The sequence below is a fragment of the Burkholderia cepacia ATCC 25416 genome (assembly GCF_001411495.1).
Lineage (GTDB): Bacteria > Pseudomonadota > Gammaproteobacteria > Burkholderiales > Burkholderiaceae > Burkholderia > Burkholderia cepacia.
Genome location: NZ_CP012981.1, coordinates 170,245 through 195,835 on the forward strand (window position 1 = coordinate 170,245; position 25,591 = coordinate 195,835).

Here is a 25,591-nt window from a genome sequence, read left to right on the forward strand (position 1 = left end):
CGTGAATTCTGGTCATATGCAGCCGCCCGGCGGCGACGCGCCGGCGGGCTGCCCGTTCTCGGGCGCACGCGCCGCCCATTCGGCACAAGCGGCACACGAAGCGCCGCACGTGCCGGGCGATGCCTCGGGCGAAGCCGGCTGGCACAACGCACAGCTCGATTTCTCGAAGTCGATGAGCTACGGCGACTACCTGTCGCTGAATTCGATCCTCGACGCGCAGCACCCGCTGTCGCCCGATCACAACGAGATGCTGTTCATCATCCAGCATCAGACGAGCGAGCTGTGGATGAAGCTCGCGCTGTTCGAGCTGCGCGGCGCGCTCGACGCGGTGCGCACCGACGCGCTGCCGCCCGCGTTCAAGATGCTCGCGCGCGTGTCGCGGATCCTCGAGCAACTGGTGCAGGCGTGGAACGTGCTGTCGACGATGACGCCGTCCGAGTATTCGGCAATGCGGCCGTATCTCGGGCAGTCGTCGGGCTTCCAGTCGTATCAGTATCGCCAGCTCGAATTCCTGCTCGGCAACAAGAATGTGCAGATGCTGCAGCCTCATGCGCACCGGCCCGACATCCTCGAACAGGTGCGCACGACGCTCGAGGCGCCGTCGTTCTACGACGAGGTCGTCCGCCTGCTCGCGCGGCGCGGTTTCCCGATCGCGCAAGCGCGGCTCGAGCGCGACTGGACGCAGCCGACGCAGCACGACGAAACGGTCGAAGCCGCGTGGCTCGAGGTGTACCGCCACCCGCAGCAGCACTGGGAGCTCTACGAGATGGCCGAGGAACTGGTCGATCTCGAGGATGCATTCCGCCAGTGGCGCTTCCGCCACGTGACGACCGTCGAACGCATCATCGGCTTCAAGCAGGGCACGGGCGGCACCAGCGGTGCGCCGTACCTGCGCAAGATGCTCGACGTCGTGCTGTTCCCCGAGCTCTGGCACGTGCGCACCACGCTGTAACGCACCACTCGCCCGCCGTCACGACGACGTGCGGGCCAGTTCCTCCCCTTCGCGCGGCTGCGCTGCCGCACGTGACAGCCGCGGGATATGCCGCCGCACGACGAGCAGCGCGACGCAGACGATGCGCATCGCGATCGCCAGCATCGTCAGATAGGCCGTGGCGCCGCCCGTGGTGATCACGATCGCGCCCGCGAACGCACTGAGGATCGCGCCGAGCCGGCCGAACGCGAGCGCGCTTCCGGTACCCGTCGCGCGCACGGCGGTCGGGTAGATGTACGCACAGAGCGCATACATCGTCGACTGCACCGCGTTGACGAACAGCCCGTGCAGCCCGAGTCCGACGATCAGCCAGCCCGTGCGGCGGCTTGCATCGCCCCCCATCAGCCACACCGCACTCGCCGCGCCGCCGATGCTGCACAGCACGAGCGGCCAGCGCGACCCGGCATGCGCGATCGTCCACGCGCACAGCAGCGCGCCGATCAGCCGCCGAGGTTGTACGCGGTAAGCCCCGTCCCCGCGACCGACACGCTCAGCCCGCTCGCGGCCAGCATCGTCGGCAGCCAGCTGAACGCCGCATACACGGCGAGCAGGCACATGAAGAACGCGCACCACAGCGCGATCGTGTCGCGCGCCTTTCCGCCCGCTCATTCCGCCCGCCGCCGCAGCGCACCATCGAAATGCCGTTTCCCCGCCTTGACTTTCGCTCGCCCGAATACGATCATTCGCTCACACATAGAGCAAATGATCGTATTCGTACTCGGCAGGAAAATCTGGCACGAACAGGAGACACCGGATGAGCGCATCGCCCTCCGCCCGCACGCCCGTGCTGCTGCACATCGGCGCGGGCTCGTTTCACCGCGCGCACCAGGCGTGGTATCTGCATCGCGTGAACGCGGCCGTGCCGCCCGACGAGCGCTGGTCGCTGACCGTCGGCAACATCCGCGACGACATGCGCGCGACGATGGACGCGCTCGCCGCGCAGCACGGCGAATACACGCTCGAAACCGTCACGCCGCAAGGCGAGCGCGCGTACGAGACGATCCGCGCGATCACGCGCGTACTGCCCTGGTCGATCGATCTCGCCGCGCTGATCGACGCCGGCGCCGATCCGGCCTGCCGGATCGTGTCGTTCACCGTCACCGAAGGCGGCTACTACCTCGACGAACACAACCGGCTCGACGTCGCGAACGCGGATCTCGCGGCCGACCTGCAGGGTGCGCGTACAACGCTGTACGGCGCGCTCGCGGCGCTGCTCGCCGAACGCGTGAAGCGCGGCGCGGGCCCGCTCACGCTGCAGAGCTGCGACAACCTGCGCAACAACGGTGCGCGCTTTCGCGCGGGGATGCGCGAATTCCTCGAGCGGCGCGGGCAGGCCGACCTGCTCGCGTGGTTCGATGCGAACGTCGCGACGCCGAGCGCGATGGTCGACCGCATCACGCCGCGCCCGACCGCCGACGTGCGCGAGCGCGTGCTGGCCGCCACCGGCATCGACGACGCATGCCCGGTGATGGGCGAATCGTTCATCCAGTGGGTGATCGAGGACCGCTTCGCGGCCGGCCGACCGCGCTGGGAGCTGGCCGGTGCCGAACTCGTCGACGACGTGCACCCGTACGAGGAAGCGAAGATCCGCATCCTCAACGCGACGCACAGCTGCATCGCGTGGGCCGGCACGCTCGCGGGCCACACGTATATCCACGAAGGCACGCATGACGCGGCGATCCGGCGCTTCGCGCACGACTACGTGACGCAGGACGTGATCCCGTGCCTGACGCCGAGCCCGCTCGATCTCGCGCGCTACCGCGACGTCGTGCTCGAACGCTTCGGCAACCCGTACGTACTCGACACGAACCAGCGCGTCGCGGCCGACGGCTTCTCGAAGATCCCCGGCTTCATCGCACCGACGCTCGTCGAATCGTTCGCACGCGGCGCGGCGCCGGTCGCCACAGCCGTGCTGCCCGCGCTGTTCCTGCGCTTTCTCGAACGCTGGGCGCGCGGCACCTTGCCGTATGCGTACCAGGACGGCGTGATGGACGAAAGCGCCGCGCGTGCGATCGTCGGGGCCGGCCATCCGGGGGCCGGCCATCCGGAGGCCGACGACCAGATCACCGCGCTGTGCGCAAGCCGCGCGCTGTGGGGTTCGCTCGCCGACAACGCGGCGCTGGTCGAGGCGTTGCGCGCCGGGCTCGCGCGGGTCGATGCATGGCTCGCGGCGCGCTGACGCGCATTGGGGCGAACCTGCCTTGGCACGTGCACGGCCGCGCGGCTAAAGTAGCGAGTCCCCACTGACGGAACGGATCGCTCATGTATCTCGGCATCGACCTCGGCACTTCGGAAGTGAAGGTGCTGCTGCTCGCCCCGGACGGCACGGTCGTCGGCACCGCCGGGTCGCCGTTCACCGTGTCGCGGCCGCATCCGCGCTGGGCCGAACAGCATCCGGACGACTGGTGGCAAGGCACGCTCGCCGCGCTCGCTGCGCTGCGCGAACGACATCCGCAAGCGTTCGCGGCCGTGCGCGGCATCGGCCTGTCGGGCCAGATGCACGGCGCCGTGCTGCTCGGCCGCGACGACCGCGTGCTGCGCCCCGCGATCCTGTGGAACGACATGCGCAGCGCCGACGAGTGCGCGCTGCTCACCGAACGCGCGCCCGATCTCCACGCACTGGCCGGCAATCTCGCGATGCCGGGCTTCACCGCGCCGAAACTGCTGTGGGTCGCGAAGCACGAGCCCGATGTGTTCGCGGCGACTGCCTGCGTGCTGATGCCGAAGGATTACCTGCGGTTCCGGCTCACCGGCGCGAAGGTGTCCGACCCGTCGGACGCAGCCGGCACGCTGTGGCTCGACGTCGCGCGCCGCGACTGGTCCGACGCACTGCTCGCCGCGTGCGGAATGACGCGTGACCAGATGCCGCGCATCGTCGAAGGCAATGCGCCGTCCGGCACGCTGCGCGCGGACATCGCGCGCGAACTCGGGCTGTCGGAGGCGGTCGTGGTAGCCGGCGGCGGCGGCGACAACGCAACGAGCGCGCTTGGCATCGGTGCGATCCACGCAGGCGACGGCTTCGTGTCGCTCGGCACGTCCGGCGTGCTGAGCGTGGTCGGCGATCGCTTCATGCCGAACCCCGCATCGGCCGTACATGCGTTCTGCCATGCGATTCCCGATCGCTGGCAATTGATGAGCGTCGTGCTGTCGGCCGCGAGCTGCCTGCGCTGGGTCTGCAAGCTGACCGGCACCGACGAGCCCGCCCTGCTCGCCGAAGTCGAGGCGCTCGACGCCGACGCGCTCGCGACGGCCCCGCTGTTCCTGCCCTACCTGTCCGGCGAGCGCACGCCGCACAACGATCCGTACGCACAAGGCGTGTTCTTCGGGATGACGCATGCGACCGAACGCGCGCATCTCGGCTACGCGGTACTCGAAGGCGTGACGCTCGGCCTCGCCGACGGTCTCGACGCGCTGCATGCGGCCGGCGTCGAAACCGCCCAGCTGTCGCTGATCGGCGGCGGCGCGCGCAGCGCGTACTGGGCACAACTGATCGCCGATGCGCTGAACGTGCGCACGCGCCAGCACGGCGGCGGCGAAACGGGTGCGGCGCTCGGCGCGGCGCGGCTCGGCTGGCTGGCTGTCGGCGGCGATCCGCATGCGGTGCTGGCCAAGCCGCCGGTGCGGGCCGAATTCGCGCCGGATGCCGCCCGCCATGCGCTGCTGCGCGAACGCCTCGATGCGTTTCGTTCGCTGTACCGCCACGTGCGGCCGCTGTACGAACCGTCGCGCGCGCGGCTCGCGTAAGCGCCGCCTGTCACGCGCGCCGGCCGTCGGCCGCATGCGCGACATGCGGTACAGTGGATGCCGTCATGCGGCCCGCCGGCCGGCCCGCGGGCGGCCCCCCAGCTCCGAACCGAATCGCTATCGTGTCCAAGTCCTCAGAAAAACTCGATCTCGCCACGCGTGCCGCGTGGCTCTACTACGTCGCGGGCGACACGCAGAACGAGATCGCGGAAAAGCTGCAGGTGTCGCGCCCGGTCGCACAACGCCTCGTCGCGTTCGCGGTCGAGAAGAACCTGATCCGCGTGCGCGTCGACCACCAGCTCGCCGACTGCCTCGATCTCGGCGCGCAGCTGTCGAAGCGCTACGGCCTCGCGATGTGCGAAGTCGTGCCTGTCGATGCCGATGCGCCCGACGCGATCGACCGCAAGCTGGCCGTCGCCGGTGCGCAGGTGATGGAGCGCTACCTGAACGAAACGCGGCCGATGGTGATCGCGGTCAGCAGCGGCCGGACGCTGAAGGCCGCGGTCGCACAGATCGCGCAGATCGACCGACCGCAGCACCGCCTCGTGTCGATGGTCGGCGCGATCGCGGCCGACGGTTCGTCGAACCGCTACGACGTCGCGCAGTACATCTCCGAGAAAACCGGCAGCAAGCACTTCCTGCTGCCCGCGCCGCTGTTCGCCGACAGCGCCGCCGAGCGCGCGCAGTGGTGCAATCACCGGCTGTACCGGATCGTCGAGGCGCTGTCGGGCCAGGCCGACGTCGCGTTCGTCGGGATCGGCAACATCGGCCCGCACTGCCCGCTCTACGAAGACGGCTTCATCACCGAACAGGAGCGCGACGAGATGACCGCGCTCGGCGCGGTGGCCGAACTGCTTGGCGTGCCGATCGACGCGCAAGGCAAGCTGATCGATGTGTCGACCGGCACGCGCGTGACGAGCGTGTCGCTCGCCACGCCGCCGAAGCGCCCGACGATCGCGTTCGCGGGCGGCCCGAAGAAACGCGATGCGGTGATCGCCGCATTGCGCGGCGGCTGGATGTCGGGGCTCGTCACCGACGAGACGTGCGCGAGGGCGGCGCTGGAAGCGTAGCCGGCGTGGCGGCTTCCCGTCACCGCATGCGGTCGCCGCACGGCGGATCGCCGACGCGTGCGGACAAACCGGGCATCACTGCAGAAACCCGGGCATCGTGGCCTTCATGACGGCCTCCGCCTTGTTGGCCGCACGAAGCTTGCGCATCACGTTCATCAGGTGAAACTTCGCGGTCCGGCCATAGATGGACAGAATCAATCCGATATCGGCATACGTCTTGCCTGCCGCAGTCCATTTCAGCACCGCCTTCTCGCGCGCCGTCAGCGTCTGGCACACCTCCGGCATCGCCATGGCAACGACGAGGCGCGCGCCAGGACGGCGCCGGGCATGCGGGCAATCTGAATCGCGCCCGCACCTGCAAACTCACGCGGCGCGCGGCGCCGGAAACGCATGCCGGCGAGCCCGCCATGCGCCGACCCACGCGGCCGCCAGCAGCGCGACGAGCACCCACGGAATCGCGCCCGCCCCGGTTGCGCCGAGCAGCATCCCGCCCGCGATTCCGCCACCCGCGATCGCGAGGTTCCACACCGTCACGAGCATCGACTGCGCGACATCCGCGGCCTCTCCCGCGGCGTTCGCGGCGGCCGTCTGGAACAGCGTCGGCGCGCCGCCGAACGCGAGCCCCCACAGCGCGACACCCGCATAGACGATCGCCATGCCGGAACCGGCGCCGAGCATCGCCGCCGCGATGGCGAACAACGCGATGCTGGCGAGCGTCAGCCGCCGTTGCGCGGCGCCGATCCACGCGCCCGTCAGCGCGATGCCGACCAGCGACGCGATACCGAACACGAGCAGCACCGCATCGACCTGCGCGCCCATCCGCACGCCCGCGAGAAACGGCGCGACGTACGTATACAGCATGTTGTGCGCCAGCACGTACGCGAACATCACGGTCAGCACCGGCCGCACGCCGGGCAGCGTCATCACGCCGAGCACCGGCTCGCGCGCGCCGGCCGGCTGCCCCGGATAATCGGGCAGACGCCAACGGATCCAGCCGATCAGCACGAGCGCCGCGAGCGTGATACCCGCGAACGCGACGCGCCACCCGAGCGCCGCGCCGAGTGCGGTGCCGGCCGGAATGCCGATCGACATCGCGACCGGCGCGCCGAGCATCGCGACCGCGATCGCCCGGCCACGCAACGAGGCATCGACCATCCGGCTCGCGTAGCCGGCGAGCAGCGCCCACAGCAGCCCGGCCGCCATCCCCGCGACGAAGCGCGCGGCGAGCGTCAGCGCGTAGTACGGCGACACGGCCGTCAGCGCATTCGACACGACGAAGCCGGCCAGCGCCGCGAGCAGCAGCGTGCGCCGGCGCATCGCGCGCGTCGCGGCGACGAGCGGAATCGCCGCGACGATCGAGCCGAGCGCATACACGGTCACGAGCTGGCCGATCAGCGCCTCGGGCACGCGCAGGTCGGTGCTCATCAGCGGCAGCAGGCCGGCCGGCAACGCCTCGGTGAGAATCGTGATGAACGCGGCCGTCGCGAGCGCCAGCAGGTTCGCAACCGGCAGGCGCGCGCCGGCCTGCACCGGCTGAACGGCCAGCTCGTCATCGATCGTCGTGCAGTCGCTCATGCCGCGCTCCCGGTTTCGACGCCGTAGACCGCATCGCGCACCGCGGTCACGATCCGCCCGTCGAGGCCCTCGTACAGCGTGTTGGTCAGCGCGACGGCCGTCAGCCCCGCCGCGCGGTCGACGAACCACGTGTGCCCGTACGCGCCGCCCCCGCGCCAGGTGCCGACCGACTCCGGCGACTGCGCGGCCACCGGATCGCGCAGCACCGAGAACCCGAGCCCGAAGCCGAAACCGGGCGCATCCCGCAGTTCGCCCGCACCCGGCTGGACGCGCGCCATCTCGTCGACCCATGCGGGTTCGAGCCAGCCGTCGCGGCCCGTGCGCAGCGCATCGAGCAGCGTCACGCAATCGCGTGCGGTGCCGACCATCCCCGCGCCGCCCGACGGCCACGCATCGGCATCGAACACGCGCGCCGGCTCGAAGCGGATGCCGATCGTGCCGTCGAACACCGGCACGAGATCGACGTCCGCCATCCGGCGCGGAGCGCCCGGCGTGCTCACGTAAGGCGTCGCGAAGCGTGCGGCGTCGTGCGCGACGAACGCGGTGTCGATCATCCCGAGCGGTGTCGTGACGAGCGCGGCAACCGCGTCGGCGAGCGGCCGCCCGTCGACTGCCTCGATCAGCGCGCCGACCACGTCCATCGACAGCGAATAGCCCCACGACGTACCCGGCGCGAACTGCAGCGGCACGCTGGCGATGCGCCGCAGGTTCTCGGCGAGCGAGAGACCCGAACGGTCCATTCCGTCGGACACGCCGGCGCGTGCATACGGGCCGTCGCCGTCCGCTTCGAGGAAGCGGTAGCCGAGGCCGGCCGTATGCGACAGCAGATGACGCAACGTGATGACGGCAGGCGTGCCGTCGGCCAACGTCGGGCGGAATCCGGGCAACGAGCGGGCGACCGGTTCGTCGAGCGCGATGCGCCCCGCCGCGACCAGCCGCATCGCGGCGGCCGCCACGACCGGCTTCGTGACCGACGACAGGCGGAACAGCGCGTCGTCCCGCATCGGCGTGCCGGCTTCCCGATCGGCAAGGCCGACGGCGCGCGCATAACGCAGCTCGCCGTCCTGCGCGACCAGCACGACCGCGCCGACCATGCGCGCGTCGGCGAGCGCGCGATCCAGCGCGTCGTCGAGCCGGCGGCGCAGCGCGGCGTCCGGTTCCACGCGCAAGGCGGTGACAGGCAGGGATGACATGACGTGACCTCTCGACAATGAACGAGCGCTCATCGTAGGGAGCCGACGCAAGAAGAAAAACCGGGGTAGAGTTCCGGACAATCCGGACGCCGGCGTCCGCAATCGGAAACTCGCATGGAAAACCTCGGCGGCTTCGTCGTGTTCGTTCAGGTCGCGGAAACGCGCAGTTTCGTCGCGGCCGGACGTGCGCTCGGGCTATCGGCTTCGGCGATCGGCAAACGCATCGCGCGGCTCGAGGCGCGGCTGAAGGTGCGGCTCTTTCACCGCAGCACGCGCAGCATCACGTTGACCGCCGAAGGCACGCGCTTTCTCGAACGGTGCCGGCGCGTGATCGCCGAGCTCGACGCGGCCGAGCAGGAACTGACGCACAGTGCCGAAGCGCCACGCGGGCGCTTGCGCGTGAGCCTGCCGACGATCGGCACGCTGCTGCTGCCGGTGCTCGCCGATTTCATGGCCGCGTATCCGGAGATCGAGCTCGACATCGATTTCAGCGACCGGCTCGTCGACGTCGTCGACGAAGGGTTCGACGCGGTGCTGCGCACCGGCCAGCCCTCGGATTCCCGGCTGTCGTCGCGGCTGCTCGGCCACTTCCGCCAGCACCTCGTCGCGTCCCCCGGTTATCTCGACCGGCACGGCACGCCGCGCACGCCGGCCGATCTCGCGCAGCACCGCTGCCTGCACTACCGTTTCCCGACCAGCGGCAAGCTCGAGACCTGGCCGCTGCGCGTGCCGCGCGCGGGCACGCCGCCCGAAGTGCCGGTCGCGATGGTCAGCAACAGTGCGGAAGCGCGCCTGTGCTTCGCGCTGCGCGGGCTCGGCATCGCGTGCCTGCCCATCTTCTTCGTGCGCGAGGCGCTCGCGGACGGCACGCTGCGCGCGGTGCTCGACGAACACGTCGCGAGCTGCACGCCGGTCTACGTGCTGTGGCCGTCGGGCCGCCACCCGACGCCGAAGCTGCGCGCGTTCGTCGATTACATGGCCGCGCACCTGCCGCTGTGACCGCGGCCGGCCGTCATGCGGCCTTCGCGTGCACGCTCAGCCGGCGGAACGCCTGGCCGTGTTCGTCGAACAGGTGGCAGTGCTCGGCCTGCGCGTGCACGTGGAGCGCCTCGCCGGTGCGGTACGTGTCGAGCGGCGGAATCCGCGCGATCAGCCCGTCCGGCGCGACGGCCGACTCCGCATACAGGTACGCGGCATCGCCGAGCGATTCCACGGCCATCGTCCGCGCGGCCACGCCGGTGGCCGCGGCTTCGACCTTCAGGTGCTCGGGCCGCACGCCGACCGTCACCGCCGCGCCGCGCTGCAGCCCCGCCGCCTCGACCGCGACGCGCTGCGTCTCGCCGCTGTCGAAGCGCACGAGCACGCCGCCGGCATCGACCGAATCGACGCTGCCCTTCAGGAAGTTCATCTTCGGCGACCCGATGAAGCCCGCGACGAACTGGTTCGCCGGCGCGTGGTAAAGCTCGTTCGGCGTGCCGACCTGCTGCACCGCGCCGCCCGACAGCACGACGATCTTGTCCGCGAGCGTCATCGCCTCGACCTGGTCGTGCGTCACGTAGATCATCGTCGTCTTGAGCTCGTCGTGCAGCCGCGCGAACTCCAGCCGCATCTTCACGCGCAGCGCCGCGTCGAGGTTCGACAGCGGCTCGTCGAACAGGAACACCTTCGGCTTGCGCGTGATCGCGCGGCCGATCGCGACACGCTGCCGCTGGCCGCCCGACAGCTGCTTCGGCTTGCGGTCGAGCAGATGGTCGATGTGCAGGATCTTCGCGGCGTTCTTCACCGCCTGGTCGATCTCGGGCTTCTTCGCGCCGGCGAGCTTCAGGCCGAACGCCATGTTGTCGTACAGCGTCATGTGCGGGTACAGCGCATACGACTGGAACACCATCGCGATGCCGCGCTTCGCGCTCGGCACGTCGTTGACCTTCGCGCCGTCGATCAGCAGGTCGCCGCTCGAGATGTCCTCGAGGCCCGCGATCATCCGCATCAGCGTGGATTTTCCGCAGCCGCTCGGGCCGACGAACACGACGAATTCGCCGTCGGCGATGTCGAGGTTCACGTTGCGCAGCACTTCGGTTTCGTCGTAGCGCTTCGCGATATTGCGCAGGAGCACGCTTGCCATGATCTGTCTCCGTTCGTTCGTGATGCGTGATGCGCCGCGTCGGACGCGGCGCGCAATCGTTCGTGGTTGCTAGTTCGGCAGCACCGCGCCGGTCGCCTGCCAGCGCGCGACGTAGCCGGGCAGTTCGTGCATGTCGTCGAATACGTGACGCGCGCCGATCCCGCGCAGCGCGTCGATCTGCGCAGCCGACGCATGCCCGCCGCCGACGAAGCCGAGCACGGTCATGCCGGCCGCGGCGGCCGCGGTGATGCCGGTCGCGCTGTCCTCGACCACGAGGCACTGCGCAGGCACGACGCCGAGCGTACGCGCGGCCGCGAGATACACGTCCGGCGCGGGCTTCGGCCGTGCGACGGCATCCGCGCAGAACAGCCGGTCGCCGAAGAAGCGCGCGAGGCCGGTGCGCGCCAGCGCCGCCTCGACGTAGGCGCGGTAGCTGTTGCTCGCGCAGGCCGTCGTCAACTGAATCGCGTCCAGCGCCGCATCGATGCCGTCGACCATCGGCGCGTTAACGGCCGCCGCCTCGACCGCGCGGCGGATCGCGTCGACATCGCCGGCCGACAGCGTGCGCCCGACGGCGTCGCCCGCGCCGGCCAGCACGCGCTCGATGCGCAGCCCGAGCAACGGCATCACGGCCGGCCGCGCATCGACGCCCGGCCAGCGCGCGTCGAGCTCGCGCACGATCACGTCGGCCGCCACGGCCTCGCTGTCGATCAGTACACCGTCGCAATCGCAGATCAGGACGTTCGCGCTCATTTGACGGCTCCGAACGTGAGCCCGCGCACGAGCTGCTTCTGCGACAGCCAGCCGACGATCAGGATCGGCGCGACCGCCAGCAGGGAAGCTGCGGACAGCTTTGCCCAGAACAGCCCTTCGGGGCTCGAGTACGACGCGATGAACACGGTGAGCGGCGCGGCGTTCGAGCTCGACAGGTTGATGCTCCAGAACGCTTCGTTCCACGACAGGATCACGAGCAGCAGCGCGGTGGAGGCGAGCCCCGGCAGCGCCATCGGCATCAGCAGGTAGACGATCTCCTGCCACGTCGACGCGCCGTCGATGCGCCCGGCTTCGAGGATGTCCTTCGGGATCTCGTTGAAGTACGTGAAGGTCATCCACACCGCGATCGGCAGGTTGATCAGCGTGTAGACGATCACGAGGCCCGACACGGTATCGAGCAGCCCCGCGTTTTTCCACAGCAGGTAGATCGGCACGAGCACGCCGACCGACGGCATCATCTTCGTCGACAGCATCCACAGCAGCACCTTCTGCGTGCGGTGGTTCGGGAAGAACGCCATCGCGTACGCGGCCGGCACCGCGAACAGCAGCGAGATCACCGTGACGCCGGCCGAGATCAGCACCGAATTCCAGGCGAACGAAAAGTAGTTGCTGCGCGCGAATACCTCGCGGAAGCTGTCGAGCGTCGGCATGAAGAACAGCGTCGACGCATACGCCTGCTGCTCGGTCTTGAACGCGGTGATCGCCATCCAGAAGATCGGGAAGAACAGCAGGAGCGCGATCAGCCACGCGAGCGTGCCGGGCAGCGCACGCCGCACGAGGTCGAACACGGCCGGCACGCGCCGGCCTTCGAAGGTCAGGTCGCTCATTTTTCGTACTCCCCCTTCAGGTTGCGCGCGAGCATCCGCACCAGGAAGAACGACACGACGTTCGCGACCACGACGGCGATGATGCCGCCCGCGGACGCGAGGCCGACGTCGAACTGCTGCAGGCCGAGCGCGTAGATCAGGTACGACAGGTTGGTCGTCGCGTCGCCGGGGCCGCCGCCGGTCGTGGTGTAGATCTCCGCGAAGATCGACAGCAGGAAGATCGTCTCCATCATCACGACCACGGCGATCGCGCGCTTCAGGTGCGGCAGCGTGATGTAGAAGAACATCGCGATCGGGCCCGCGCCGTCGATGCGCGCGGCTTCCTTCTGCTCCTGGTCGAGCGACTGGATCGCGGTGAACAGGATCAGGAACGCGAACGGCAGCCACTGCCACGCGACGATGATGATCACCGCGGTGAGCGGGTAGTCGGCGAACCAGTCGATCGGCGTCATCCCGAGCGCGCGCATCGCGTTCGCGACGAGCCCGTACACCGGATGCAGGATCATGTTCTTCCAGATCAGCGCGGACACCGTCGGCATCACGAAGAACGGCGCGATCGCGAACAGGCGCGCGACGCCCTGCCCGTAGAACTTGCGGTCGAACAGCACGGCCATCAGCACGCCGCCGACCACCGTGATCGCGAGCACCGCGCCGATCAGCACGAGCGTGTGCCAGATCGCGGGCAGGAACGACGGATCGGTCGCGAGGAAGCGGTAGTTGTCGAGCCCGGCGAAACCTTTCACGTCCGGGTTCAGCAGGTTGTAGCGCGAGAACGAATACCAGATCGTCATCGCGAGCGGGATCGACATCCACAGCAGCAGCACCGCGACGGACGGCGAGACGAGCCAGCTCGCGCCGCCGCGCGCGCGGCGCGGCGCGCCGGGCGGCGACGACGCGTCGCCGACCGACGGCGCGTGAGCATGGCTCAGGGGAAGACGTAAATGACGCATGATCGGCGTTCCTCCGGTTGATGCGCGGGCGCGAACGGCCCGCCCGCCTTTCGGCTTCGCTGGCCCGCGGCATGTGCAACGGCGCACGCCGCGGGCCGCGTGACTGCCGGCGCGTTACTTCTTGTAGCCGGCCTGCCGTACCGCGCGGTCCGCGGCGGCCTGCCCGGCGGCGAGCGCCTGGTCGACCGTCATCTGGCCCGCGACCGCACCGGCGATCGACTGGCCGACCACCGTGCCGAACGACTGGAATTCAGGAATCCCGACGTACTGCACGCCCGTGTACGGCACCTTCTTCAGCGACGGATCGTTCGGGTCGGCCGTCTCGATCGCCTTCAGCACGAAGTCCGAGAACGGCGCGGCGGCCTTGTACTCGGGGCGCTGGTAGGTCGACGTGCGCGTGCCCGGCGGCACCGACGCCCAGCCTTCGTCCTTGCCGACCATCTCGATGTACTGCTTCGACGTCGCCCATGCGATGAACTTGCGCGCGGCGTCCTGCTGCTTCGACGTCTTCGGCACGGCCAGCGCCCACGCCCACAGCCAGTGCGAGCCCTTCGGCGTGGCGGCGACCGGCGCGGCCGCGAAGCCGATCCTGTCGGCCACCTGCGACTGCTGCTTGTTGTAGAGCATCCCGGCCGCGACCGTCGCGTCGATCCACATCGCGCACTTGCCCGATGCGGTGAGCGTCAGGTTCTCGTTGAAGCCGTTCGAGCTCGCTCCCGGCGGGCCGTCCTTCTTCAGCAGGTTCACGTAGAACGTGATCGCCTTCTTCCATTCCGGCGACGTCAGCTGCGCATTCCAGTTCTCGTCGAACCAGCGCCCGCCGAACGTGTTCACGACCGTCGACACGTACGCCATGTTCTCGCCCCACCCGGCCTTGCCGCGCAGGCAGATCCCGTAGGTCCCCTTCGCCTTGTCGGTGAGCTTGTCCGCGAACTCGGCGATCTGGTCGTAGGTCGGCTGGTCGGGCATCTTCAGCCCCTTCGCCGCGAACAGGTCCTTGCGGTAGAACGTCATCGAGCTCTCGACGTAGAACGGCAGCGCGTACAGCTGGCCGTTGTACGACAGGCTGTCGCGCGCGGTCTTCACGATGTCGTTCAGGTCGTAGTCGGCGGGCAGGCCCGTGATCGGCGCGAGCCAGCCGCGCTTGCCCCACTGCGGCGTCTCGTAGGTGCCGATCGCCATCACGTCGAACTGGCCGCTGCCGGTCGTGATGTCGGTCGTCGCGCGCTGGCGCAGCACGTTTTCCTCGAGGATCACCCAGTTCAGCTTGATGTCCGGGTTCGCCTTCTCGAACGCCGGCGACAGCTTCTTCAGCTCGATCATGTCGGGATTGTTCAGCGTCGCGATCGTCAGCGTGCCGGCGGACGCGGCGCAGGCCGCCGTCGCGAGCGCGGCTCCGGCGAAGCAGCGTGCGGCGGCGTCGAGCATCTTTCGTTGCATGGCATGTCTCCTGTGTTTGTTAGGGTCTGTTTCCATATGGAACGCACATGCGTTGCCACGAGAACGGCCGCTCGCGAGGCGCGCGACGCTGCGAATACTGGACGTATTCGCAAGGAGCGCAACGCGGCGAGCGGCCGTTCTCGTGGCAACCCCAAACTAAAAAAATACATTCCACGGGAATGCCCGAAATCGCCCACATGGCGGCGTCGCTCGTCGCTTGTTTGGCTCGGCCAAACGGCGCTCCTCACTTCTTGCCTGCGCCCCGTTAGGAAGTCCCCTTGGGGGACGAGCGATTTCGGGCATTCGCATGTGCGTTCCATATGGAAACAGACCCTAGTGTCGTCGGTCCTGCGTTTCCTTCGCGGCCCGTCACGCCGGCCGCTGCATTCCGCACGCGCGCGCATAGTGCGCGATCACGTCGCGTATCCGGTGGCGCACCCACGCGCGCGGCTCCTTCGCGAGCCCGCCCGTGCGGCACGCCGCGTAGACATCCGGCAGCCACTGCGCGACGAGCGTCTCCGGCACCGGCTGCCGCGCGAGGTTGTCGAACAGTTGCTCGACCGCGGCCGCGACGGCCGGCTGCAGCCAGTAGTAGCGAATCCGGTCGCTGTAGCTGAACTGGCGCGCGAGCCGCTGCTCGGTTTCGTCGCCGCGGTAGTACGGCGCCCAGTGCTCGGGCTGCGCGCGCATCGCGGCGTCGACCACGTCGCGCAACCGCGAGCGCTGCCCGACGTCGCCGGTCAGCGCGTCCTCGATGAAGGTCAGCGCGAACAGCGCCTCGCGCAGCGCGAACGTCAGTGCGGGGCCGACCTTCAGCACCGCGAAGTGGTCCCGCACGAGCGCGGCGAGTGCCCCCTCGGTCTGGTAATCCGTCGAATGCGCCTCGAACACGAGGTGCGGTGTCTGCAGGATACTCGCGCCGAGCGCCGCGGCCTTCGCGCTGTCGTAGTCGAGCACATGGCGATCGTCGAAGTCGACACCCGGCTGCGCGACGATCGCGACGACGCGCGCCCACGCGTCGTCGAGCCCGGCCGCCGCGAACGCGGCGCGGTGCGCATCGAGCGTCGCCGCGATGCTGTCGCTGCGCGTGACCGCGATCTGCGCGATCACCGCATCGCCGTCGTGGCCGCTGTTGCCGCTGACTTCACCGCCCGGCGTCGGCACCTCGGTGCCGATCACGTAGACGGGCGCGATGCCGGTGCGCGCCGCCGCGTCTTCCGCCACGCGGCACAGTTCGGCCGCGCGCGCGGCGATCGTGCGATCGTCGAGCCGCACCGGATCGTCCGCGCACGCCATGCTCGCATCGAGGTGGATCTTTTCGAAGCCGGCTTCCACATAAGCGGCGACCATCGCGCCCGCCTCGCGCATCGCATCGGCCACGCGGCGGTGCCGCCACGGGTTCGGCCCAAGATGGTCGCCGCCGAGCACGAGCGCCGACGGCGCCAGCCCGCAACGCCGGGCGATCGCGTCGACGTCGCGGCGGAAATCGGCGGGCGTCATGCCCGTATAGCCGCCGAGATGGTTCACCTGGTTGCAGGTCGCCTCGATCAGGAGCGGCGAGCCATCCGCGCGCGCCGCTTCGCACGCGGCCTCCAGCACGAGCCGGTGCGCGCTGCAGATCGAATAGATGCCGCGCTGCGCGTCGGCGCGGTTCGCATCGAAGATCATCCGCAGCACGGCGTCCGCATGGGCGGTGCGCGGGCGTTCGGCGAAGGTCGTCAGGCCGGACATGCGATACCTCGTTCGGTCAGGAAGCGGTCGATCTCGGCCGCGCTGCTGTTGCCTTCCATCGGGCCGCGCCGTGTGACCGCGATCGCACCGGCCGCGTTCGCGCGGCGCAATGCGGCATCGATCGGCACACCCGCGACGAAGCTCGCCACGAGCGTGCCGCCGAAGCAGTCGCCGGCGCCGGTCGGGTCGATTTCGTCGACCTGAAAGGCCGGTGCTTCGACGCGGTCGGCGCGGTCAAATGCAACGCTGCCTTGCGCGCCGCGTTTCAGCACGACACGCTCGAGCAGCGGATGCGTCGCGAGCAGGCCCGCGATCGCACGCTCGGCCGGCTGCGGCCCGCAGAAGAACGGCAAATCGGCCTCGCTCGGCATGAACAGGTGGCACGCGGCGAGCATCGTCTCGAGCGCCGCGCGCATCGGGCGAAAGCTCAGCATCTCAGGCCGCACGTTCGGATCGAACGACACCTTCGCGCCGGCGCGCGCGGCCTCGATCACGCCGCGCTGCACAGCGGCGATCGCCGATTCGCTCGTCAGCGACGAGCCCATCACGTGGAAATAGCGGCAGCCGTCGAACATCGCGGTATCGACGTCGGACGCATCGACGCACGCGGCCGCACTGGTGGACAGACTGTAGACGAAGCTGCGCGAGCCGTCGTCGCGATACGCGACGAACGCGGTGCCGGTCGGACGCGCGACGCGGCGGATGCGCGCGACGTCGACACCATCGCGCTCGAGCCGCGCGACGATCGCATCGCCGAACGCGTCGCGGCCGACGCAGCCCGCATACGCGACGCGCGCGCCGAGCCGTGCGGCCTGGTCGGCGAAGATCGCCGGCGCGCCGCTCGGGAACGGCCCGGCGAACAGGCCCGGCGCGTCGAAACCCTGGCCGCGCTCGGCGGCGACGAATTCGGCCAGCAGTTCGCCGGCGACGACGATCTCGGCCATCAGGCGTGCCCTCCTCGTTCGACGGCGGCCGCGGTGAGCGGCGCGGCCGCCCCGTCGCAGGCAGGCCGGCAGGTGACGCGTGCGAGCGGCGTCACGTCAGCTCATCCAGTTGCCGCCGTCGACGTTCAGCGTCTGGGCGGTGACGTAGTCGGCGTCGGACGACGCGAGGAACAGCGCGGCGCCCGTCAGGTCGCCCGGCACGCCCATGCGGCCGAGCGGCACGGCTTCGCCCACGAGCCGCTTCTTCTCGCCGAGCGGCCGGTTCTCGTAGCGCGCGAACAGCGCATCGACCTGCTCCCACATCGGCGTGTCGACGACGCCGGGCGCGATGCCGTTCACGTTGATCCGGTGCGGCGCGAGCGCGAGCGCGGCCGACTGCGTGTAGCTGATCACCGCGGCCTTGGTCGCGCAGTAGTGCGAAACGAGCGCCTCGCCGCGGCGCCCGGCCTGCGACGACATGTTGACGATCTTGCCGCCGCGCCCCTGCTCGACCATCCGCTGCGCGACGGCCTGCATCAGGAAGAACAGCCCTTTCACGTTGACCGCGAACAGCCGGTCGAACACGTCCCACGATTCGTCGAGGATCGGGCGCATGTCGAACAGCGCCGCGTTGTTGAACAGGATGTCGACGCCGCCGAAGCGCTCGACCGCCGTGGCGACGATGCGCTCGATGTCGTCGCGGCGCGTGACGTCCGCGGTGATGGCCACCGCGCGGCCGGGGTTCGCTTCGATGAGCCGCGCGAGCGAGCCGCTGGCAGGCTTCAGGTCGACGAGTACGCAGCGCGCGCCCTCGTCCAGATAGCGTTGCGCGACCGCCTCGCCGATGCCGCTTGCGGCGCCCGTCAGGATCGCGACCTTGTCTTCCAGTCTCACTGGCTGTCTCCGGTTCGTTCTGCTTTACGACGGCCGCGAGATGAACTAACGCTCGCCGACCGATCAATTGCTCTGTTGTTGATCGAATGATCGGATACGCGATTCGCGCTGTCAAGGCAACATGACGGCTTTCTATGATGCGCTGCGGCACAACGGCGCACCGCGGCGGCCCGCCACGCGCGCCCGGCAAGGCGCGGCGCGCGCGGTGCGGCGCGGTCGGATCGGCGATGAAGGGGACGGAGCGACGACGAAAAGGGGAATTCGCGCTGCACGGCGCGGCGATACGTTATATCATCGCCATACTTTGTTTCACGCCCAGCTTCACGCCATGGCTACCTCATCGTCCATTGACGCCCGGCTGTCCCGGGCCGACGCATTCGCCGCCGAGCACGGGCTCGCGTGGACGCCGCTGCGCCGCCAGGTCTACGAACGCGTGCTGGCCGCGCAGCGCCCGATCGGCGCGTACGACCTGCTCGCCGAGCTCGAGCCGCAGCGCGGCCGCGTGCCGCCCACGACCGTCTACCGCGCGCTGGATTTCCTCGTCGAGCACGGCTTCATCCACCGGATCGAATCGAAGAACGCGTTCTTCGCGTGCTGCGAGATCGGCGTCCCGCACGAAGGCCAGTTCCTGATCTGCGATTCGTGCGGCGACACCGTCGAGATTCCCGGCGGCGACCTCGCGAAGCAGTTGTCCGCGAGCGAGCCCGCGCACGGTTTCGAAGTCCACCATCAGGTCGTCGAGCTGAGCGGCCTGTGCGGACACTGCAAGCGCAAGCCCGCGCAACGCTGACGCGTATCGGGCGGCACACGCGCCGCCCCCTTCCAACGAGGAGTTCCATGCCCATTGCCCTGAAGCGCGCGCCGCGGCGCGCCCTGACGCCTGTCCGCTGGCTCGCCGCTGCCGTCTCCGCGGCCGCCGCGCTGTCGCTCGCGGCGCCCGCGTTCGCGCAGGCCGCGACCGTCAACGTCGTCGCCGCCGAGAATTTCTACGGCGACGTCGCGTCGCAGATCGGCGGCAGCCATGTCGCGGTGACGAGCATCCTCAGCAATCCCGACCAGGATCCCCACCTGTTCGAAGCGAGCCCGAAGACGGCCCGCGCGCTCCAGCACGCGCAGGTCGTGATCTACAACGGCGCCAACTACGATCCGTGGATGAGCAAGCTGCTCGGCGCGTCGAAGCAGGCGAAGCGCGCGACGATCGTCGTCGCCGACCTGGTCGGCAAGAAGGCCGGCGACAACCCGCACCTGTGGTACGCCCCGGCGACGATGCCGGCCGCCGCACGCGCGATCGCGGCCGAACTCGGCCGCGCCGATCCGGCGAACAAGGCCGAATACGATGCGAACCTGCAGAAGTTCGTCGCGTCGCTGAAGCCCGTCGACGACAAGGTCGCCGCGCTGCGCGCTCAGTACAAGGGCGTGCCGGTGACGGCCACCGAGCCGGTGTTCGGCTACCTGTCCGACGCGATCGGCCTCGACATGCGCAACCAGCGCTTCCAGCTCGCGACGATGAACGACACCGAAGCCAGCGCGCAGGACGTCGCCGCGTTCGAGAACGACCTGCGCAAGAAGCAGGTACGCGCGCTGATCTACAACAGCCAGGCCGAAGAACCGATGACCAAGCGCATGCTGAAGATCGCACGCGACGGCGGCGTGCCGACCGTCAGCGTCACCGAGACGCAGCCGGCCGGCAAGACTTTCCAGCAATGGATGGCCGGCCAGCTCGACGCGCTCTCGGCCGCGCTCGCCGCCGGCAAGAAATAAACAACCGTAACGCCATGACCGCCACTCCCCACGCACTCGCCGTCGATCGCGTCACGCTCGAACTGGGCGGACGCACGATCCTGCGCGACGTCAGCTTCGCGATCGAACCCGGCGAATTCGTCGGCGTGCTCGGGCCGAACGGCGCGGGCAAGACGACGCTGATGCGCGCGGTGCTCGGCCTCGTGCCCGTGTCGGCCGGCACGCTGTCCGTCGGCGGCGTGCCGGTCGTACGCGGCAACGCGTCGATCGGCTACATGCCGCAGATTCGCAGCGGCCTCGCGAACCGCCGGATGCGCGGCTACGACTTCGTCGCGATGGCCGCCGACGGCCACCGCTGGGGGCTGCCGCACACGAACGCGGCGACGCGCCGCGACGTTGACCGCGTGCTCGATCTCGTCGGCGGCCCGACGCTTGCCCGCCGGCCGCTGTCGGAACTGTCCGGCGGCGAGCGGCAGCGCCTGCTGCTCGCGCAATGCCTGCTCGGCAGCCCGAAGCTGCTGCTGCTCGACGAGCCGCTGATCAGCCTCGACCCGAACCACCAGCGCGGCGTCGTCGAGCTCGTGCGCAACGTGCAGCGCGAGCTCGGCATCACCGTGCTGTTCTCCGCGCACGAACTGAATCCGTTGCTGAACGCGCTCGACCGTGTGCTGTATCTCGGCAACGGCGTCGCGGCGCTCGGCACCGTCGACGAGGTGATCACGAAACCCGTGCTGTCGCGGCTCTACGGATCGCCGATCGACGTGATGCGCGTGAACGGCAAGATCTTCGTGATGTCGGGCGACGTCGAGATCGAGAAGCACGACCACGAACACGAGGACGACGACGGCCACGCGCACGGCGGTGGCGGCGGCCACGGCCATCACCACCACGGACACGCTCATCCCGGGCACTCGCACGATGTTTGAATACGACTTCATGATCAACGCCTTCGCGGCGTCGGGGATCGTCGCGGTGCTCGCGGGCATCGTCGGCTACTTCCTGGTGCTGCGCGGGCAGACCTTCGCCGGCCATGCGCTGTCGCACGTCGGCTTCACCGGCGCGACAGGCGCGGTGCTGCTCGGCATCTCGCCGATCTGGGGGATGGTCGGTTTCACGCTCGCGGCCGGGATCGGGATGGGCGCGCTCGGCGAAAAGCTCGCGGGCCGCGACGTCGCGATCGGCGTGATCCTGTCGGGTGCGCTGGGTTTCGGCCTGCTGTTCCTGCATTTCTACACGTCGTTCGCGACGCAGGTCACCGCGCTGCTGTTCGGCAACGTGCTCGCGGTGAGCCACGACACGCTCGCGGTGCTCGCCGGCATCGGCGCCGTGAGCCTGCTCGCGCTCGCGCTGATCGCGCGGCCGCTGCTGTTCGCGTCGCTGCAGCCCGAACTGGCCGAAGCCAAGGGCGTGTCGCTGCGCACGGTGTCGATGCTGTTCCTCGCGGTGTGCGCGCTCGCCGTGGCGGCGGCCACGCAGATCGTCGGCGTGCTGCTGGTGTTCACGCTGCTGGTCGGGCCGGCTGCCGCCGCGCAGAACGTGACGACGCGGCTGTCGACCGGCGTGCTGCTCGCCGCGCTGTTTGCGTTGTTCGAGGCATGGCTCGGCATCGTGCTCGCGTATCACACCGACTGGCCGACGAGTTTCTGGATCACCGCGCTGTCGGCGCTCGTGTACGGCGCAAGCCTGTTGCGGCGCCACTGATCGACGCCCGACGACCATGAAAAACGCCGGCGTGCCCGAGGGCAGCGCCGGCGTTTTTTCATGCACCCGCTCGTGCGGCGCGCCGTGTGTCGCCGCGTGCCGCCGTGTGCGTTATGTGCTCCCCTTCCCGCTCATCGCGCGAGCACGCGCGCGTGATGCGCGATGTGATCGGCGATGAACGTCGAGATGAAGTAGTACCCGTGGTCGTAGCCCGGATGGCGGCGCAGCGTCAGCGGCTGGCCTGCCTTCGCGCACGCGGCTTCGAACACGTCGGGGTTGAGCTGGTTCGCGAGGAACTGATCCGCGAGGCCCTGATCGACGAGGATGCCGTCCGCGAACTTCGGCGCATCGGCGCGCGCGACGAGTTCGCTCGCGTCGTGTGCCTTCCAGGCATCGCGATCGGCGCCGAGGTAGCCCGAGAAGGCCTTCTCGCCCCACGGGCAGCGTGTCGGCGCGGCGATCGGCGCGAACGCCGACACCGACCGGTACAGCCCGGGATGACGCAGCGCAAGCGTCAGCGCGCCGTGCCCGCCCATCGAGTGACCGAAGATCCCGAGCCGCGCGCCGTCGATCGGCAGTTCGGCCGTGACGAGTTCGCGCAGCTCGCGCGTCACGTACGACTCCATCCGGTAATGCGCGGACCACGGCGCTTCGGTCGCGTCGACATAGAAGCCCGCGCCGACGCCGAAGTCCCACGCGTCGGTCTCGCCCGGCACGCCCGCGCCGCGCGGGCTCGTGTCCGGCATCACGAGCGCGATGCCGTGCTGCGCCGCGTATTGCTGCGCGCCGGCCTTGATCGCGAACGTCTCGTCGGTGCACGTGAGCCCCGCGAGATAGAACAGTGCCGGCACGCGGCCGTGCGCGGCCTGCGGCGGCAGGTATACCGAGAACTTCATCGGCAGGCCGATGGCCGCCGAATCGTGACGGTAGAAACGCTGCTCGCCGCCGTGGCACGCATGCGAGGAAACGAGTTCGAGCATCGCGGTACGCTCCCGGTCAGTACAGCACGACCGAACGGATCGACTCGCCGGCCTTCATCAGGTCGAAGCCTTCGTTGATCCGCTCGAGCGGCAGCGTATGCGTGATCAGGTCGTCGATGTTGATCTTGCCTTCCATGTACCAGTCGACGATCTTCGGCACGTCGGTGCGGCCGCGCGCGCCGCCGAACGCCGAGCCCTTCCACTCGCGGCCCGTCACCAGCTGGAACGGACGCGTGCTGATTTCCTCGCCCGCTGCCGCCACGCCGATGATGAACGACTGGCCCCAGCCCTTGTGCGTGCACTCGAGCGCCTGGCGCATCAGCTTCACGTTGCCCACGCATTCGAACGAGTAATCCGCGCCGCCGTCGGTCAGCTGCACGATGTGGTCGACCACGTTCTCGACTTCGTTCGGGTTGATGAAGTGCGTCATCCCGAACTTCTTCGCGAGCTCGACGCGCTTCGGGTTGATGTCGACGCCGATGATCTTGTCCGCGCCGACCATCTTCGCGCCCTGGATCACGTTCAGGCCGATCCCGCCGAGGCCGAACACGACGACGTTCGCCCCCGCCTCGACCTTCGCCGAGTACACGACCGCGCCGACGCCCGTCGTCACGCCGCAGCCGATGTAGCAGATCTTGTCGAACGGCGCGTCCTCGCGCACCTTCGCGACCGCGATCTCCGGCACGACGATGTAGTTCGAGAACGTCGACGTCCCCATGTAGTGGAACAGCGGCTTGCCGTCGAGCGAGAAGCGCGACGTCGCGTCGGGCATCAGGCCCTTGCCCTGCGTCGCGCGGATCTTCTGGCACAGGTTGGTCTTGCGCGACAGGCAGAACTTGCACTCGCGGCATTCGGGCGTGTAGAGCGGAATCACGTGGTCGCCCTTCCTCACGGTGCCGACGCCGGGGCCGACGTCGACCACGACGCCCGCGCCTTCATGGCCGAGGATCGCCGGGAAGATCCCTTCCGGATCGGCGCCCGACAGCGTGTAGTAGTCGGTGTGGCAGATGCCCGTCGCCTTCACCTCGATCAGCACTTCGCCTGCGCGCGGCCCTTCGAGATCGACTTCCTCGATCGTCAGCGGTGCGCCCGCCTTCCATGCAATCGCGGCTTTCGTCTTCATCGTGTGACTCCTGTCTGTGTGTGAGGTCGGCCCGGGTTCGCGCGTCGGCGCTCATGTCGACCGGCCTGGGTGCGCCAGCACCGACGCCGGCCCAATGCTTCGCACCGGGTTCCATGCAAAGCGGTCGAAACCGTGCCGCGCGGCGTCGCGCACGGCACGGCGAAAGAATCTCGTGCTCGCCATGATGGCCGGTTCCGCCGCGCATCGCGTGCGGGAAACGGCCGCCGGCTTGCCACGATGCGTCATCGCTGACGCAAAAGAACAAGTGCCCGATTTTAAGCGCCCGTCGTGAACCATGCATCCGTCCGGGCATACAGGTCGATGAAGCGCGCGTGGCGTGCGGCGAGCGATCGATCGTCGCGCGGCTCGGCAACCGGCGACGCGGCCGGCGCCAGCGCGTGCAGCGCGTCTTCCCGCCAGTGCCCGATCGCGACTCCCGCCAGCAGCGCGGCGCCGCGCGTCGCGGCGTTCGGGCAGTCGATCGCGTGAAGCGACGCGCCCAGCGAGTCGGCAAGCAGCTGGCGCCAGCGCGGATCGACCGAGCCGCCGCCCGCGAGACGCAGCGTCGTCACCGGGTCGCCGCGGTCGGCATCGCGGATCGCATCGAGCCCGGCGCGCAACGCGAACGCGACGCCTTCGAACGCGGCGCGCATCATCGCGCCGCGCGTGTCGCCGAGCCCGAGGCCGAGCCAGCCGCCGCGCGCGTCGGGGTTCATCCACGGCGAACGCTCGCCCGTCAGGTAAGGCAGGAAGCACAGACGTTCCGACGCAACCTGCGCGAACGCATCGTCGTACGCATCGGCCCACTGCGCGTAGCCGAGCCAGCCGCGCACGGCTTCGAGCGCGAGCCCGACGTTCTGCATCGCGGCCATCGTGTAATAACCGCCGCCGGCCGCCGCGCGATAGCGATGCAGGCCGCGTCGGGCGGGCGGCAGCACATCCGCGAGCACGACGATCTGGCCGCCGCTGCCCGTCGTCAGCAGCGCATCGCCGGCGGCGGCGAGCCCGCTGCCGAGGGCCGCGCACGCGGTGTCGGCCGCGCCCGTCGCCAGCGGCACGCCGGCCGGCAGGCCGAGTGCCGCCGCAGCCGGTGCGCCGAGCGTGCCGCAGCGCGCAGTCGACGGCTGCACCGATGCGAACCGGTCGGCCGGCAGGCCGAGTGCGTCGATCAATGCGAGATCCCATGCGCCGTCGGGCGTCGCGAGCGCGGTCGCGCACGCGTCGCTCGGATCGGCCGCGACGTCGCCGCCCAGCGCGATGCGCAACCAGTCCTTCGGCTGCACGGCCCAGCGCGCGGCGCGCAGCGCATCGGGTTCGTGAGCGGCCAGCCAGCGCAGCAGCGGGCCGGCCATACCCGGCGCGACGGGGTTCGGGGCGACGGGCAATCCGGCAACGGGCAATCCGGCGACGGGCGATCCCGTGACGGGCCAGCCGGCCTCATCCGCTTCGCGCACCGCCCGCGTGTCGGGCCACAGCAGCGCGGGCCGCACCGGCTGCCCGGCCGCGTCGATCAGCACGACGCCGTGCATCTGCCCCGAGAACCCGATCGCCGCCACCTGCGCACGCTCGCCGGCCGGCAACCGCGCGGCCGCGCGCACCAGCGCCTGCCACCACGTGTCGGGCGCGATCTCGGCCCAGCCGGGCTGCGGCGACGACAGCGCATAGGGTTCGCTCGCGACCGCACGCTCGACGCCGTCGGCATCGAGCGTGACGAGTTTGACGGAGCCGGTGCCGAGGTCGATTCCGAGCAGGCGCATGACGTGAGGGCGAATTCGAATGAACGGATGTCGATGATAACGGGATCGCGATGCGC

General features: G+C 69.7%; 23 protein-coding genes and 1 pseudogene. 9 read left to right on the forward strand and 15 right to left on the reverse strand.

The genetic code is table 11. The annotated features are described in order from the left end of the window. The first annotated feature begins 16 nt into the window (after window positions 1–16). Complete coding sequence (kynA, locus tag APZ15_RS00810) at window positions 17–952, forward strand: tryptophan 2,3-dioxygenase (protein ID WP_027789260.1); 936 nt, start codon at window positions 17–19, stop codon at window positions 950–952. Between the two features lie 18 nt (window positions 953–970). On the opposite strand, the pseudogene APZ15_RS00815 reads toward kynA, so the two are convergent. Further along, a pseudogene (locus tag APZ15_RS00815) lies at window positions 971–1,596 on the reverse strand (MFS transporter); the annotation flags it as partial. 149 nt (window positions 1,597–1,745) lie between these two features. Between APZ15_RS00815 and dalD the strand changes: the two are divergent. The 3 genes from dalD to APZ15_RS00830 all read left to right on the forward strand — a co-directional run bounded on the left by dalD (window position 1,746) and on the right by APZ15_RS00830 (window position 5,805). After that, window positions 1,746–3,170 (forward strand): D-arabinitol 4-dehydrogenase, encoded by a 1,425-nt coding sequence (gene dalD / locus APZ15_RS00820; protein WP_027789258.1) that lies wholly within the window; start codon window positions 1,746–1,748, stop codon window positions 3,168–3,170. Window positions 3,171–3,253: 83 nt separating this feature from the next. Then, on the forward strand, window positions 3,254–4,735 hold the full coding sequence (xylB, locus tag APZ15_RS00825) for a xylulokinase (RefSeq protein WP_027789257.1): 1,482 nt from the start codon (window positions 3,254–3,256) through the stop codon (window positions 4,733–4,735). A 122-nt stretch (window positions 4,736–4,857) separates the two neighbouring features. Continuing rightward, window positions 4,858–5,805 carry a sugar-binding transcriptional regulator gene (locus APZ15_RS00830; RefSeq protein ID WP_034195854.1) on the forward strand — a complete coding sequence of 316 codons (948 nt, stop codon included), beginning with the start codon at window positions 4,858–4,860 and terminating at the stop codon, window positions 5,803–5,805. Window positions 5,806–5,880: 75 nt separating this feature from the next. On the opposite strand, the gene APZ15_RS00835 is transcribed toward APZ15_RS00830, so the two are convergent. The 3 genes from APZ15_RS00835 to APZ15_RS00845 all read right to left on the reverse strand — a co-directional run bounded on the left by APZ15_RS00835 (window position 5,881) and on the right by APZ15_RS00845 (window position 8,573). Then, window positions 5,881–6,096: a helix-turn-helix domain-containing protein gene (locus APZ15_RS00835; protein WP_051363299.1), complete on the reverse strand. Its 216-nt coding sequence runs from the start codon at window positions 6,094–6,096 to the stop codon at window positions 5,881–5,883. A 72-nt stretch (window positions 6,097–6,168) separates the two neighbouring features. After that, window positions 6,169–7,380, reverse strand: a complete 1,212-nt coding sequence (locus APZ15_RS00840) for an MFS transporter (RefSeq protein WP_027789255.1) — start codon at window positions 7,378–7,380, stop codon at window positions 6,169–6,171. Beyond that, window positions 7,377–8,573: a serine hydrolase domain-containing protein gene (locus tag APZ15_RS00845; protein ID WP_027789254.1), complete on the reverse strand. Its 1,197-nt coding sequence runs from the start codon at window positions 8,571–8,573 to the stop codon at window positions 7,377–7,379. The genes APZ15_RS00840 and APZ15_RS00845 overlap by 4 nt, the downstream gene beginning before the upstream one ends. 114 nt (window positions 8,574–8,687) lie before the next feature. Here APZ15_RS00845 and APZ15_RS00850 point away from each other — a divergent pair, with 114 nt between their 5' ends. Next, window positions 8,688–9,572 carry a LysR family transcriptional regulator gene (locus tag APZ15_RS00850; RefSeq protein WP_021159534.1) on the forward strand — a complete coding sequence of 295 codons (885 nt, stop codon included), beginning with the start codon at window positions 8,688–8,690 and terminating at the stop codon, window positions 9,570–9,572. 13 nt (window positions 9,573–9,585) lie between these two features. On the opposite strand, the gene APZ15_RS00855 is transcribed toward APZ15_RS00850, so the two are convergent. From APZ15_RS00855 to APZ15_RS00890, 8 genes are all read right to left on the reverse strand, one after another. Then, entirely contained in the window at window positions 9,586–10,695 is a 1,110-nt protein-coding gene (locus APZ15_RS00855) for an ABC transporter ATP-binding protein (RefSeq protein ID WP_027789253.1), read from the reverse strand. Window positions 10,696–10,764: 69 nt separating this feature from the next. Next, window positions 10,765–11,448, reverse strand: a complete 684-nt coding sequence (locus APZ15_RS00860) for an HAD family hydrolase (protein WP_027789252.1) — start codon at window positions 11,446–11,448, stop codon at window positions 10,765–10,767. After that, the gene (locus APZ15_RS00865; RefSeq protein ID WP_027789251.1) at window positions 11,445–12,296 is read right to left on the reverse strand and encodes a carbohydrate ABC transporter permease; all 852 of its coding nucleotides are present in this window, start codon (window positions 12,294–12,296) and stop codon (window positions 11,445–11,447) included. The genes APZ15_RS00860 and APZ15_RS00865 overlap by 4 nt, the downstream gene beginning before the upstream one ends. Then, on the reverse strand, window positions 12,293–13,246 hold the full coding sequence (locus APZ15_RS00870) for a carbohydrate ABC transporter permease (RefSeq protein WP_021159530.1): 954 nt from the start codon (window positions 13,244–13,246) through the stop codon (window positions 12,293–12,295). Before APZ15_RS00870 ends, APZ15_RS00865 begins: the two co-directional genes overlap by 4 nt. A 114-nt stretch (window positions 13,247–13,360) precedes the next feature. Continuing rightward, complete coding sequence (locus APZ15_RS00875; protein ID WP_021159529.1) at window positions 13,361–14,686, reverse strand: ABC transporter substrate-binding protein; 1,326 nt, start codon at window positions 14,684–14,686, stop codon at window positions 13,361–13,363. A gap of 369 nt (window positions 14,687–15,055) precedes the next feature. Then, window positions 15,056–16,417 carry a D-tagatose-bisphosphate aldolase, class II, non-catalytic subunit gene (locus APZ15_RS00880; RefSeq protein WP_027789250.1) on the reverse strand — a complete coding sequence of 454 codons (1,362 nt, stop codon included), beginning with the start codon at window positions 16,415–16,417 and terminating at the stop codon, window positions 15,056–15,058. Continuing rightward, the gene (locus APZ15_RS00885) at window positions 16,405–17,361 is read right to left on the reverse strand and encodes a sugar kinase (protein ID WP_027789249.1); all 957 of its coding nucleotides are present in this window, start codon (window positions 17,359–17,361) and stop codon (window positions 16,405–16,407) included. The genes APZ15_RS00880 and APZ15_RS00885 overlap by 13 nt, the downstream gene beginning before the upstream one ends. A gap of 96 nt (window positions 17,362–17,457) precedes the next feature. After that, complete coding sequence (locus APZ15_RS00890; protein WP_027789248.1) at window positions 17,458–18,234, reverse strand: L-iditol 2-dehydrogenase; 777 nt, start codon at window positions 18,232–18,234, stop codon at window positions 17,458–17,460. Between the two features lie 328 nt (window positions 18,235–18,562). Here APZ15_RS00890 and APZ15_RS00895 point away from each other — a divergent pair, with 328 nt between their 5' ends. Genes APZ15_RS00895 through APZ15_RS00910 form a run of 4 tightly spaced genes read left to right on the forward strand, consistent with a single transcriptional unit; the run spans window position 18,563 to window position 21,675 of the window. Beyond that, a complete protein-coding gene (locus APZ15_RS00895) occupies window positions 18,563–19,024 on the forward strand; it encodes a Fur family transcriptional regulator (RefSeq protein WP_011546084.1) in 462 nt (153 codons plus the stop codon). A 47-nt stretch (window positions 19,025–19,071) separates the two neighbouring features. Then, window positions 19,072–19,995 (forward strand): metal ABC transporter solute-binding protein, Zn/Mn family, encoded by a 924-nt coding sequence (locus APZ15_RS00900; protein WP_027789247.1) that lies wholly within the window; start codon window positions 19,072–19,074, stop codon window positions 19,993–19,995. A 14-nt stretch (window positions 19,996–20,009) separates the two neighbouring features. Continuing rightward, the gene (locus APZ15_RS00905) at window positions 20,010–20,900 is read left to right on the forward strand and encodes an ABC transporter ATP-binding protein (protein ID WP_027789246.1); all 891 of its coding nucleotides are present in this window, start codon (window positions 20,010–20,012) and stop codon (window positions 20,898–20,900) included. Then, a complete protein-coding gene (locus APZ15_RS00910) occupies window positions 20,893–21,675 on the forward strand; it encodes a metal ABC transporter permease (RefSeq protein WP_027789245.1) in 783 nt (260 codons plus the stop codon). The genes APZ15_RS00905 and APZ15_RS00910 overlap by 8 nt, the downstream gene beginning before the upstream one ends. 131 nt (window positions 21,676–21,806) lie before the next feature. Here the strand turns inward: APZ15_RS00910 and fghA are convergent, their stop codons facing one another. The 3 genes from fghA to APZ15_RS00925 form a co-directional block, all read right to left on the reverse strand. After that, window positions 21,807–22,655 carry an S-formylglutathione hydrolase gene (gene fghA / locus APZ15_RS00915; RefSeq protein WP_027789244.1) on the reverse strand — a complete coding sequence of 283 codons (849 nt, stop codon included), beginning with the start codon at window positions 22,653–22,655 and terminating at the stop codon, window positions 21,807–21,809. A 16-nt stretch (window positions 22,656–22,671) separates the two neighbouring features. Beyond that, window positions 22,672–23,778, reverse strand: coding sequence for an S-(hydroxymethyl)glutathione dehydrogenase/class III alcohol dehydrogenase (locus APZ15_RS00920; RefSeq protein WP_006483756.1), 1,107 nt, complete (start codon window positions 23,776–23,778; stop codon window positions 22,672–22,674). Between the two features lie 275 nt (window positions 23,779–24,053). Continuing rightward, window positions 24,054–25,535, reverse strand: a complete 1,482-nt coding sequence (locus APZ15_RS00925) for a xylulokinase (protein WP_027789243.1) — start codon at window positions 25,533–25,535, stop codon at window positions 24,054–24,056. Window positions 25,536–25,591: the final 56 nt, after the last annotated feature.